This window comes from Actinoplanes sp. NPDC051411 (genome assembly GCF_040682075.1).
In the GTDB taxonomy this organism is placed as follows: Bacteria; Actinomycetota; Actinomycetes; order Mycobacteriales; family Micromonosporaceae; genus Actinoplanes.
This window is the reverse complement of the sequence record NZ_JBFBAD010000080.1, coordinates 1-12,699: the sequence shown is the minus strand read 5'-3', so window position 1 is coordinate 12,699 and position 12,699 is coordinate 1. Positions and strand designations below refer to the sequence as shown.

Annotated in this window: 11 protein-coding genes; all 11 read left to right on the top strand. The window is 69.5% G+C overall.

Going from position 1 to position 12,699, the window contains the following annotated elements:
• Positions 1 to 405 precede the first annotated feature (405 nt).
• Complete coding sequence (locus AB0M88_RS34895) at positions 406 to 1,467, top strand: sugar ABC transporter substrate-binding protein (protein WP_364110069.1); 1,062 nt, start codon at positions 406 to 408, stop codon at positions 1,465 to 1,467.
• 10 nt (positions 1,468 to 1,477) lie between these two features.
• Entirely contained in the window at positions 1,478 to 2,998 is a 1,521-nt protein-coding gene (locus AB0M88_RS34890) for a sugar ABC transporter ATP-binding protein (RefSeq protein WP_364110067.1), read from the top strand.
• Positions 2,991 to 4,034, top strand: coding sequence for an ABC transporter permease (locus AB0M88_RS34885; protein WP_364110066.1), 1,044 nt, complete (start codon positions 2,991 to 2,993; stop codon positions 4,032 to 4,034). Before AB0M88_RS34890 ends, AB0M88_RS34885 begins: the two co-directional genes overlap by 8 nt.
• 11 nt (positions 4,035 to 4,045) lie before the next feature.
• The gene (locus AB0M88_RS34880) at positions 4,046 to 5,380 is read left to right on the top strand and encodes an enolase C-terminal domain-like protein (protein WP_364110065.1); all 1,335 of its coding nucleotides are present in this window, start codon (positions 4,046 to 4,048) and stop codon (positions 5,378 to 5,380) included.
• A 55-nt stretch (positions 5,381 to 5,435) separates the two neighbouring features.
• Positions 5,436 to 6,149, top strand: coding sequence for a FadR/GntR family transcriptional regulator (locus AB0M88_RS34875; RefSeq protein ID WP_364110064.1), 714 nt, complete (start codon positions 5,436 to 5,438; stop codon positions 6,147 to 6,149).
• Positions 6,150 to 6,383: 234 nt separating this feature from the next.
• The gene (locus AB0M88_RS34870) at positions 6,384 to 7,853 is read left to right on the top strand and encodes an arabinofuranosidase catalytic domain-containing protein (protein WP_364110063.1); all 1,470 of its coding nucleotides are present in this window, start codon (positions 6,384 to 6,386) and stop codon (positions 7,851 to 7,853) included.
• A gap of 141 nt (positions 7,854 to 7,994) precedes the next feature.
• Positions 7,995 to 8,735, top strand: coding sequence for an alpha/beta hydrolase-fold protein (locus tag AB0M88_RS34865; protein WP_364110062.1), 741 nt, complete (start codon positions 7,995 to 7,997; stop codon positions 8,733 to 8,735).
• Positions 8,736 to 8,872: 137 nt separating this feature from the next.
• Entirely contained in the window at positions 8,873 to 9,223 is a 351-nt protein-coding gene (locus AB0M88_RS34860; protein ID WP_364110061.1) for a sigma factor-like helix-turn-helix DNA-binding protein, read from the top strand.
• A 168-nt stretch (positions 9,224 to 9,391) separates the two neighbouring features.
• The gene (locus AB0M88_RS34855) at positions 9,392 to 11,224 is read left to right on the top strand and encodes a DJ-1/PfpI family protein (RefSeq protein WP_364110060.1); all 1,833 of its coding nucleotides are present in this window, start codon (positions 9,392 to 9,394) and stop codon (positions 11,222 to 11,224) included.
• Positions 11,225 to 11,263: 39 nt separating this feature from the next.
• Positions 11,264 to 11,851, top strand: a complete 588-nt coding sequence (locus tag AB0M88_RS34850) for a hypothetical protein (RefSeq protein WP_364110059.1) — start codon at positions 11,264 to 11,266, stop codon at positions 11,849 to 11,851.
• Positions 11,852 to 11,867: 16 nt separating this feature from the next.
• Positions 11,868 to 12,473 (top strand): response regulator transcription factor, encoded by a 606-nt coding sequence (locus AB0M88_RS34845; protein ID WP_364110058.1) that lies wholly within the window; start codon positions 11,868 to 11,870, stop codon positions 12,471 to 12,473.
• The last annotated feature ends 226 nt before the right edge of the window (positions 12,474 to 12,699 follow it).

The following is a 12,699-nucleotide window of genomic DNA, read 5'->3' as shown; positions in this document are numbered from 1 at the left end:
GGATGAGGAGATCGACGGCGGCGGGGCCAGGCCTCCACCATGGCCTGACCCCTGGGCCCGGCTCAGCTACGAAGGTCCGCTGCTGGTTCGACCCGTCCGTAAAACCCGCAGTTGGATCTTCGTGCCGTTCGCCGTTCCTTGGCCGGGGAGGGCACCATCGACATACCTCAATCCATAGAACATCACACGTCCTATGGATGGCAAGAGTTATTGATGGGATGACTCCGAGGTTTTGAGGGGTGGCATCACTGTACATTCGCGAAACCAGCCCGTATAACGGGCAGGACGTGGACAGCGACGAAGTCGAGGCATATAAATACATCCCATGTCGCGCGATGCGCACACGAAGTTCTCGGACCTGAAACATCGCCCGTCCGCCTGGCAACCCGGTAGGAGAGAGCCGCGATGAAGCACATAACCGTCCTGCGGACCGTCGCGACCGTCGCGTCCGCGCTGATCCTGGTCAGCGCCTGTGGCAGGGCTTCCGATACCACCGCGGCGGGCGGAAAGCCGGTGGTGGGAGTCGACTATCCACGGTCGGACACCGACTTCTGGAACTCGTTCATCAAGTACACCCCGCAGTTCGGCGGCCAGCTCGGGCTGACGCTGAAGACCACCAACTCACAGAACGACGTCGCCAAACTGACCGCCAACGTGCAGACGTTCATGAGTCAGGGAGTCAAGGGCGTGGTGATGGCGCCGCAGGACACCGCGGCGATCGCGCCGGCGCTCGACCAGCTGGCGGCGAAGAAGATCCCGGTCGTCACCGTGGACACCCGTCCCGACTCGGGCAATGTCGCCATGGTGGTCCGGGCCGACAACCGGGCCTACGGCACCAAGGCGTGCCAGTTCCTCGGCACCAAGCTCCAGGGCAAGGGCAAGATCGTCATGCTCGAGGGCGGCCTGGACTCGATCAACGGCCGGGACCGGACCGAGGCGTTCAACGACTGCATGAAGGCCACCTTCCCGCAGATCAAGGTTTTCGGTGAAGCCACCAACTGGGACGGTGCCGTGGCAGCACAGAAGCTGCAGACCGACCTGACCGCCAACCCGGACATCAAGGGCGTCTACATGGAGTCCAGCTTCGCCTTGTCCGGCACGCTGCAACTGCTGAAGCAGAAGGGACTGCTGGTCGGTCCGGACGACCCGAAACACGTCTTCGTGGTGTCCAACGACGGCATCCCGGAGGAGCTCAAGGACATCGCCGGGGGTCAGATCGACGCCACCGTGTCGCAGCCGGCCGACCTGTACGCCAAGTACGCCCTGTTCTACGTGAAGGCCGCGATCGCCGGGCAGACCTTCAAGCCCGGCCCGACCGACCACCACAGCACGATCATTCAGATCCGCGACGGGGTTCTCGAGGACCAGCTGTCGGCGCCCCTGGTCACGAAGGACGGAGCTTCGTACGGCGGCGTGACCAGTGTCAAGAGCGACGACACCTCGCTGTGGGGCAACAACCTGAGCTGAAGGCGGACCGATGACCGACTCCCGGGCGGATCCGCCCGTCGTCGAGGCGACGGGCGTTACGAAGAGGTACGGGCCCACAGTCGCGCTGGACGGGGTGGGCCTGGTGGTCGCGGCGGGCCAGACCCACGCCCTGGTCGGCCGCAACGGGGCGGGCAAGTCGACGCTGGTGTCGATCCTGACCGGTTTACAGGCGCCGGACGAGGGCCGGGTGGCCTTCGGCGGCCGGCCCGCGCCGCGGCTCGCCGATCGCGATGCCTGGCGGCGGCGGGTGGCCTGCGTCTACCAGAAGTCGACGATCATCCCGGCGCTGACCGTCGCCGAGAACCTCTTCCTCAACCGGTACGACCGCGGGCCCGCCCGCCTGATCAACTGGTCCGCGTCCCGCCGCCGCGCGGCCGAGCTCCTGGCGGCGTGGTCGGTGGATGTCGACCCACGGACCTCGGCCGGCGATCTGTCCGTCGAGCAACGGCAGTTCGTGGAGATCGCGCGGGCGCTGTCCTTCGGGGCCCGGTTCATCATTCTCGACGAGCCGACCGCACAGCTGGACGGCGCCGCGATCAACCGGCTGTTCGAGCACATCCGGGACCTGCAGAAGCAGGGCGTGACCTTCCTGTTCATCAGTCACCACCTGCAGGAGGTCTACGAGATATGCGACGTGGTGACGGTGTTCCGGGACGCCCGGCGGATCGTGACCGCGCCGGTGGCCGAGCTGCCGCGCGCGGATCTGGTCGCCGCGATGACCGGCGACGCCGCGTTCACCGAGCGGCCGGAAGACGTACGTACCGTGGACGCCGCCGCGCCGGCCGCGTTGAGCCTGCGCGACCTGACCGGCGCCGACGGCGCGTACCGGGCGGTGAGCTTCCGGATCGGTGCGGGAGAGATCGTCGGTCTCGCCGGCGCCGCCGGCAGCGGCCGGACCGAGGTCGCGGAGACGGTCGTCGGATTGCGGTCGGCGGCGGCGGGCGAGATCGAGATCGCGGGCCGCCGTCCCCGGCCCGGCAGCGTTCCGGACGCGTTGTCGGCCGGCGCCGGGTTCGTTCCCCAGGACCGTCACCGTCAAGGCTTCGTCCCGGACATGTCGGTCGCTGACAACGGCACCCTGTCCGTGCCGGCTCGGCTGGGCCGGTACGGCTTCATCAACTCCCGGCGCCGGGACGGGATCGCGTCCGGCCTGATCGAAAACCTCGCGATCAAGACGCCGAGTCCGCACCTGGCCGTGTCCGGGCTGTCGGGCGGCAATCAGCAGAAGGTCGTGATGGCCCGGGCGCTGGCCGACGATCCCCGGCTGCTGGTGCTGATCAACCCGACGGCGGGCGTTGACGTGCGGTCGAAGGAGTTCCTCCTGGACAAGGTGAAGCAGACCGCAAGCTCCGGGGCGGGCGTGCTCGTCGCCTCCGACGAACTCGACGACCTGCGCGTCTGTGACCGCGTCCTGGTGATGTTCCAGGGCCGGCTGACCACCGAGATCGGCCGCGGCTGGCACGACCACGACCTCGTGGCCGCCATGGAAGGAATGGACCTCAATGCCTGACACCGCCCTCGCGGGCACCTCCGCGCCGGACGAGACGGCCGCCGCGGGCCGGCGACGCGGCCTGATCGGTGGACGGGTCCCGGTCGCCCGGCTGCGCGATCTCGCCCTGGTCCCGGCCATCCTGATCATCGCGGTCGTGGGGCAGATCGTCAGCCCGGTCTTCCTGCAGCCGGACAACCTGCTCAACGTCCTGCAGACGATGTCCGAGATCGCTCTGCTCGTCCTGGCCGAGACGATGATTCTGATCGTCAAGAAGATGGACCTGTCGCTCGAATCCACCATGGGACTCGCCCCCGGCGTGGCGGCCTGGCTCGTGGTGCCGGTCGGGGCCGGGCACGGGCTGGGCCTGCTCAGCGGGGGATGGGCGATCCCGGTCACCCTGGCCGTGGGCGCGCTCATCGGTGCCCTCAACGCGGTCCTCATCATCCGCTTCGGGTTGAACGGGTTCATCGTCACGCTCGGCATGCTCATCGTCCTGCGCGGGGCGCTGACCGGCATCTCCGGCGGCCAGACTTTCTTCCACCTGCCGGCGTCGATGCTCTACCTCGGCACAACCGAATGGTTCGGCGTGCCCGCGTCCATCTGGATCTGCCTGGCGCTCTACGCGGTGGCCATCGTCGTGCTCGGCTGGACCAGTTTCGGCCGGTCGCTCTACGCGATCGGCGGCAACGTCGACGCCGCCAAGGCCGCGGGCATCCGCACCGACCGCGTGCTCTGGATCGTCATCGTCACCGGTAGCGTGCTCGCCGCCCTGGCCGGGCTCCTGCTCTCCGGGCGGCTCGCGTCGGTCGCCTCGGCCCAGGGCAACGGCTACATCTTCACTGTTTTCGCGGCGGCGGTCATCGGTGGCATCAGCCTCAACGGCGGCAAGGGCACCATGTTCGGTGCGTTCACCGGCATCCTGCTTCTGTTCATGATCCAGAATGTGCTCACGCTGGCCGGTATCCCCGCGCAGTGGATCGGGGCCCTCAACGGGCTGATCATCCTCGCCGCGCTGATCGTCTCGCGCATCACCGGCGGGAAGATCCAGGACTGAGAGACGTGACAATGCCTGATTCCGCGCCCGATTCCCCGCGCATCACCGCGCTGGACGTCCTGGACGTGCGATTTCCGACCTCCGAGCAGCTGGACGGCTCGGACGCGATGAACCCGGAACCGGACTACTCGGCCGCGTACGTCGTCCTGCGCACCGACGCGGGGGACGGCCTCGAGGGTCACGCGCTGGCGTTCACCACCGGCCGCGGCAACGACGTGCAAGCCAACGCCATCGCCGCCCTGAGCCCGTACGTGATCGGGCGGGCGGTGGCCGAGGTGTGCGGCGATCTCGGCGGCTTCGCCCGGTCGCTGGTTCATGATCCGCAACTGCGCTGGCTCGGCCCGGAGAAGGGGGTCATTCACATGGCCACCGGCGCGGTCGTCAACGCCGCCTGGGACCTGGCCGCCAAACGGGCCGGCAAACCGGTCTGGCGGTTCCTCAGCGAGATGTCGCCCGAAGAACTCGTCGCCCAGGTCGACTTCCGGTGGCTCAGCGACGCGCTCACTGCTGACGACGCACTCGACCTCCTGCGCCGCGCGCGACCCGGGCGCCGGGAACGGATCGACCTGCTGCTGGCCCGCGGCTACCCCGCGTACACGACATCGCCCGGCTGGCTCGGCTATTCGGACGAGAAACTGGCCCGGCTGGCGCGGGAAGCCGTCGCCGACGGCTTCACGCAGATCAAACTGAAGGTCGGCGCCTCCGTGGAGGACGACGTGCGGCGGATGAAAACCGCTCGGGATGCGGTCGGCGATGACGTCCGTATCGCCGTCGACGCCAACCAGCGCTGGGACGTGCGACCGGCCATCGACTGGATGCGGCAGCTGGCCCCGTACGACCCGTACTGGATCGAGGAACCCACCTCACCCGACGACATCCTCGGGCACGCGGCCGTCCGGCGCGCCGTGCAGCCGATCAAGGTCGCCACCGGCGAGCATGTCGCCAACCGGGTGGTCTTCAAACAGTTGCTGCAGGCCGGCGCGGTGGACATCGTCCAGATCGACTCGGCCCGGGTCGGCGGCATCAACGAAAACCTTGCGATCCTGCTGCTCGCCGCGAAGTTCGGGGTGCCGGTCTGCCCGCACGCCGGTGGGGTCGGGCTGTGCGAGATGGTCCAGCACCTGTCGATGTTCGACTACGTCGCGGTCTCCGCCACACTCCAGGACCGCGTCATCGAATACGTCGACCATCTCCATGAACACTTCATCGATCCGGTACGCGTCATCGACGGCCGGTACGCCGCCCCCACCGTCCCCGGGCTGAGCGCGCAGATGCATCCGGCCTCCCTCGCCCGGTACGCCTACCCCGACGGGCCCGTGTGGGCCTCCCGCGTCCGGCCGGCCTGATCGACCGGGCCCGCTCGCGCGCTAGTGTGGTCGTCCCCCCGGAGGTGGGCACGTAATGTCATTGACCGACAAGGCCATCGCCCGCATCCGGGAGCTCATCCAGTCCGGCGAGCTGGCCCCCGGCTCCAAACTTCCGCCCGAGCCGCAGTTGGCCACCGAGCTCGGCCTGTCGCGCAACCTGATGCGCGAGGCGGTCAAGTCCCTCGTTGTGGCACGCGTCCTCGAGATCCGCCGCGGCGACGGCACCTACGTCACCAGCCTCCAGCCTGACCTGCTGCTCGGCGGCCTCATCGGCGCGGTCGAGCTGTTACAGGGTGACACCGGGACGATCCTCGACCTGATGGAGGTCCGGCGCCTGTTCGAGCCGGTGGCCGCCGCGCTGGCCGCCACGCGGATCGCCGAGCCCGGCCTGGCCGACGTCAAACGGCACCTCGACGCGATGAGCGAGGCCCGCGACGACGTCGAGCTGCTCAACCAGCACGACGCCGCCTTCCACCGTGCCGTCATCGCGGCGACCGGCAACGACACCCTGGTCACTCTTCTGGAGGGGATCTCCGGCCGGACCCTGCGCGCCCGGATCTGGCGCGGGCTCGTCGACGCCGACGCCGCCGGCCGTACGCTCGCGGAGCACGAGGCCATCTACCGGGCACTGGTGGCCCGCGACGGCCCGCTGGCCCAGGCGGCGGCACTTCTGCACGTCAGCAACACCGAGAGCTGGCTGCGGACACACCTGGGAACCAGCGGATCCGCGGCGTCGACTGAGCGCTGAGAGCGCTAACGGCGGGGCGGGCGAACCGGACGACTTCTCGACGTCGGTCCGCATAACGCTTTCTAGGCCGAAATCCATAAAGAATCACGGCGTTGACTATTCCGCGATGCCGGCGTAACAATCGATCCGCGTCGTTAGTTAACGTTCACAATCCCGTCCTTGTGGTGGTTCGCTCGCGATGCCCATCCGGCCGATGCCGCCGGCCACGCCCCCACACCGACAAGCGAGGTTCACATGCTCACCATCCCCCCGCGCGGCCTGAAACGGGCCCTGCTGGCCGCGGCCGGCGTCGCGACCCTGCTCGGCGGCGTGCTCGCCGCCATGGCGCCCGCCCAGGCCGCGACCACCGGCCCCTGCGACATCTACGCCTCCGGCGGTACGCCTTGCGTCGCCGCGCACAGCACGACGCGGGCCCTGTTCGGCGCCTACGCCGGGCCGCTCTACCAGGTACGGCGCTCGTCGGACAACACGTACCGCAGCATCGCGCCGACCAGCGCGGGCGGTTACGCCGACGCGGCCGGCCAGGACTCGTTCTGCTCGGGCACCAGTTGCGTGATCACCCGGATCTACGACCAGACCGGCCGGGGCAACGACCTCACCCAGGCGCCCGGCGGCGGCGCGGCCGGCGGCCCGGACAACCTCGCCAACGCCACGGCCGCACCGATCACCATCAACGGGAACAAGGTTTACGGCGTCTACGTGGCGGCCGGTACCGGCTACCGCAACAACAGCACCAACGGCATCGCGACCGGTGACGCCGCCGAGGGCATGTACGCGATCTTCGACGGCACGCACTACAACGGCGGCTGCTGCTTCGACTACGGCAACGCCGAGACCAGCAGCAACGACACCGGCAACGGGCACATGGAGGCCATCTACTTCGGCAACATCAAGGTCTGGGGCTACGGCACGGGCAACGGGCCGTGGGTCATGGCCGACCTGGAGAACGGCCTGTTCTCGGGCGTCAACGCCGGCTACAACGCGAACGACCCGAGCATCAACGACCGCTTCGTGACCGCCATCGTGAAGGGCCAGCCCAATCACTGGGCCATCCGGGCCGGCAACGCGCAGTCCGGCGGTCTGTCGACGTATTACAGCGGTGCCCGCCCCAACGTGTCCGGGTACAACCCGATGCACAAGGAAGGGGCCATCATCCTGGGCATCGGCGGGGACAACAGCAAGGGCTCCGCGGGCACCTTCTACGAGGGCGTGATGACCTCCGGCTATCCGTCGGACGCGACGGAGAACTCGGTGCAGGCCAACATCGTGGCCGCCGGCTACGGCACGTCGAGCGGCGGGGGCGGTACCGGCGGGGGTAGCGGTAAGGAAATCGTCGGCGGACAGTCGGGCCGGTGCGCGGACGTGCCGAACGCGTCCACCACCAACGGCACCCAGGTGCAGCTGTACGACTGCTGGGCCGGCAGCAACCAGCTCTGGACGTCCACTTCGGGCAAACAGTTGACGGTGTACGGCAACAAGTGCCTGGACGCGAACGGCAAGGGAACGACCAACGGCACGACGGTCATCATCTGGGACTGCAACGGCCAGACCAATCAGCAGTGGAACGTGAACTCCAACGGCACGATAACGAGTGTCCAGTCCGGACTGTGCCTGGATGCGAACGGTGCGGGCACGGCCAACGGCACGCAGCTCATCCTGTGGTCGTGCAACGGCCAGTCGAACCAGCAATGGAGTCTGCGGTAGGCGAACCGCCGGGCCGGTGGAATGCCCCCACCGGCCCGGCTCCTGAACGGTGGCCCCGCGCCTGCCTGCTGCCTCGGCCGCCGTCCCGGGCCCGCTGATCAGCCGAGCCGGACCTCGGCGGCAATGGGGCAGGATGGCGGGATGCGGCACTACACGGCAGATCTGTGGTCCCCGGCGGGCGCCTTCGGCTCGGTGGCCGCCTACGGGCACTATGGACGCCCGGTCCTGGTGTTCCCGACCGAAGGCGGTTACGCGGGTGAGTTCGCGGACCGCGGCATGGTGGCCGCCGTCGGCGACCTGATCGACGCGGGCCGGGTCAAGCTCTACTGCGTCGACTCGTTCGACGCCGGGACCTGGTCGGCCACCGACCTTCCCCTCGAGGAACGCGCGCTGCGGCACGAGGCGTACGAGTCGTGGATCCTCGAGGCCGTGGTGCCGCACATCCGCGACGACAGCGGCGGCACCGCCGAACTGGCGGCGGCCGGCTGCTCGCTGGGCGCCTTCCACGCGCTCAACTTCGCCTTCAAACGGGCCGACGTGTTCCCGCTGGCGCTCTGCTTCTCCGGCAACTACGACCCCACGACCTGGCGCGGGTGGGGCGAGCAGGGCGAGGCGCTCTACTTCAACAACCCCGTCGCGTACGTGGCGAATCTGCACGGCGCCCATCTCGACTGGCTGCGGTCACGGCTGTCCCTGCTGCTCGTCTGCGGACAGGGACAGTGGGAGGACACCACCGGGTCGCTGGCATCGACCCGGCGGATGGCGGACCTGCTGGCAGCCAAGGGCATCCGCCACGAAATGGATCTGTGGGGGCACGACGTCCCGCACGATTGGCCATCCTGGCAGGCCCAGTTCGCCCATCACCTGCCCCGATTCTGCTAGTTGCCGGCCGGGGGCGGACGTTCGACCGGCTGGGGAAGCCGGCTGGTATACGAGCCGGCCGGCAAGTAGGCCCCGGCTGGTAACCGGCCGACTACGCCGCGGGTGCGCACTGGAGCTGGGCCGGGCCGACCACCAGAGTGCTGTGGGTGCCGCCCAGACATGCCATTGCCACCCCTCGCCGCCGACGCCGTCATCGCGCGAAGCCGGGCGCTGAACGGGACATCCTGAGGTATCCGATCGAAGCGATCCTGCACGCTCTGCCACCCGCGCACCGCGAGATCCTGGTCGCGACGTACTTTCGCCGGCAGACGACGCGGCAGGCCGCGCAACAGCTGAACATCACCGACGAGGACGCCCGGCGCCGCGTCTATCACGCGACCCGGGAGCTCACGGCCGCCGTTGTCGCCGCTCGGCTGAGCCGTCCGGACGAGCTGCCGCCCACCAATCCCGACCGCTGGCGCCGCGGCGCGCTGAGTCGCCGGTCCTGATATGTCGCCGGTCCTGATGTGAAGTCGGTGGCGGGACGCGGAATCGTATGCAGACTGCATGTCGCGGGCATGGGGAAACCATGTCGAGCCGGTGCCCGCGGCACTGATGAATGACCCGGGTGCCGGATGAGAATTGACCCCCAGGAAAGGTTTTCTCGGGAGGTTGAGATGAATAGCGGCACCCGCCGTGAACGTATTCGCGGCCTATTGCGTTTCTCGGTTCATTTCCTGCAGATGGTCGTCGCGATGGCGGCCGGCATGCTGGTGCTGGCTCCGGTTTGGCGGCTGATCCTGCCCACGTCCGCGGAACGGGCCGACGTGCTGGCGATCACGATGGCGACGGACATGTCGATCGGCATGGCGGTCTGGATGCGAGTGCGCCGGCACGGGTGGGCGAGCATTCTGGAAATGAGCGCTGCGATGTTCGTTCCGTTCCTGGTCCTGCTGGTGCCGTACTGGACCGGTGCGGCTTTCGCATCGACGGTCATGGTGGGCGGCCACCTGCTCATGGTGCCCGCGATGGTGCTGGCGATGCTGCGCCGGCGGGCGGAGTACACGCACGCGCGGCACGCTACGGGAGCGGGCCGGCGGTGGGCCAGGCCGTTGGTGCGGGCCGGCGTGATCGTCGTCGCGGTGCTGGCGCCGCCGGCCGTCGTGGGCTCGGTCAACGCCGTGACCTACCTTCACACGATCTACCAGCCGCCGGCCGACGATTCGGTGCCGGCATCGGTGCGGAGCCTCGCCGCACCGGCCCATGACCCGGCCAAACCTACGGCGGCGGTGCTCGTGGGCACTCAGGGAGCCAACGCCGCGGACACCCTCGCCCCGTACGAGACGCTGGCCGCGAGCGGAGCGTTCAACCTGTACACGGTGGCGCCCAAGCGGCAGCGGGTCACGCTGACCGGTGGTCTCGATCTCGTGCCCGACCTCGACTTCACAGCATTGGATCGGCGTCTGGCCGGACGGGTCGCCGATGTGATCGTGGTGCCCGCGATGCCGGGGACCGACGCGGCGCTGCGGAACTGGCTCGCCGGGCAGGCGCGGCGGGGTGCGCTCGTGCTCGGCGTGTGCCAAGGGGCCGGGACAGTCGCCGCGGCCGGGCTGCTGGACGGGCACGACGCGACCTCACACTGGTTCCGCATCGGCGGCCTGGCGGACAGCTACCCGCGGGTGCGCTGGCACCGGGCCACGCGGTACGTCGACGACGGCAACGTGATCACCACGGGCGGCGTGCTGTCCGGCATCGACGGCGCGTTGCGGGTCATCGAGCGCCTGCGGGGCGAGCGGGCCGCGAGCGCCGCGGCCACGGCGGTGGGCTGGACCCACTATTCGCCCGGCGCGCCGCAACCGTTGCCGCGGTCCACCTTCGGCCCGCGCGACATGATCACCGGCGTCAATCTCAGCTTCCGCTCCCACGACGACATCGGTGTGCTGGTCACCGACGGCATCGGCGAGATCGAACTGGCCTCGGTCTTCATCACCTACAGCGACGTCAGCTACATCGCGCACACGACCGCGCTCGGCGTGAACGGCACAGAACCGGTGCGCAGCCGGCACGGTCTGGTGTTCCTGCCTCGGCAGGGGCTGTCCGGCGCCGAGAACCTGGATCGCCTGCTCGTCCCGGGCGCGGACGCCGCCCGGACCCGCGATCCGGCACTGGACGCGCGGGTCCGGGCCGAGCTGGGCCGGTCGCCCGAATACGTCCACGCCCAGCCGGGATTCGCCTTCGTTCCGGTGCTGGAGAACATGGCCCGTACGGTCGACGTGCCGACGGCGCAGTGGCGGTCCAAGACGCTGGAATACCCCGTCCGGGAGCTCAGCCTGACCGGTCCGGGGTGGCCGTGGGGCGCGACGCTGCTTCCGCTGCTGTACAGCGTGCTCGGCCTGGCGCTCACCGCCGCGGTGTGGCTCCTGGTCCGGGCGCGTCGGATCAGCCGTACGGTAGCCGAGCCCGGCCCGGCCGACCGGGCCGACCCGGTCCCTGAGATGGCCGGCCGGTAGCCGAAGTGGACGGGAACAACTTTCCGAGGAGGGTGGATCATGACCGAAGTAGTGACATCCAGGCGGATGAGGCTGACCGACCGGTGGCCGACGATGGCGGCGATCGCCGCCTTCGCGGGTGCCGTCCTCGTCATCACCGCGTTCGGCCGCGAGGTGGAGTTCTTCGGCCCGGTCGTCGTGACGATGGCGGCGATCTATCTGATGACGTACGCGCTGGGCCGGCCGTGGACGGTCTGGATCGCGCTGGCGACGCTGAGCACGGTCATGGCGGTGCTGCACGTGCTCGAATACCTGGACCTGCTGCCGGTCGGTCCGGCGGCGGCCATGTCGATCGTCGCCGTTCTGCTGTGGCTGTGGACGCTGGTGCGCGGGCGGTACCGGGACACCGGGACGTTCTCGCGGCAGACGGCCGGGCTGGCCGGGTTTGGCGCCGTCACACTCGTCTGTGGACTGCTCGCTCCGCGGTGGGGGATCCTGCTGGTCGGTGTCGGTTTCCTTGCGCACGCCTTCTGGGACGCGTACTACTACCGGCGGAACGAGGTCGTGCATCGTCCGTACGCGGAATTCTGCGGTGTTCTGGACGCGACGGTGGGCCCGGCGCTGATCGTGTCGGCGCTGGTGTCCTAGGGGAGGCGGGATTCAGGTGATCCGAGTGCTGGTCGCCGAGGACATGCAGATTCTGCGGGACACGCTGATCGCCGTCCTGGACCTCGAGGACGACCTCGAGGTGGTGGCGCAGGCCGCCTCCGGCGACACCGTCGTGGCCGCCGCGGTGGCCACGCGCCCGGACGTCGCGGTCGTGGATATCGACCTGCCGGGCATGGACGGCCTCACCGCCGCGGCGCTGCTGCGCGAGCGCCTGCCCGGGTGCCGGGTGCTGGTGCTGACCGCGCTGGCGGTGCCCCGCAACCTGCGCCGGGCGCTCGGGGTCCAGGTCGCCGGGTTCCTGGGCAAGGACGTTCCCTCGCCGGACCTGATCGAGGCGGTCCGGCGGGTGGCCGGCGGTGAGCGGGTGATCGATCCGAGGCTCGCGGTGGCCGCGCTGGAGGTGCCGCCGAGCCCGCTGTCGCCCCGCGAAGCCGAGATCCTCAAGCACTACGCGGACGGGCGCGATGCGGCCGACATCGCCGCCGACCTGCACCTGTCGTACGGTACGGTCCGCAACTATCTGGCCTCGGCGGTGACCAAGCTGGGGGCGCGGAACCGGGTGGACGCCATCCGCATCGCCGTTCAGGGCGGATGGCTCTGAGCCGTTTCCCGCCGGCACCCGGGCCGGGGTTGTCCGAGCCGTCCCGAGGGCGGCGACGCCGGTCAGCCGCTGACGTGGGCGGTGTTGTCGAGCCAGTGCCGGGCGAGGTCGGTGGCGCCGTCGACGTTGATGCCGGCGGCGTCGGGCCCGGTGAGGGGTAGCCGTCGGGTCAGGGTCAGCAGCAGCGCTCGGGCCGGGCCGGTCAGTGTGACGTCGGCGGTGCGGG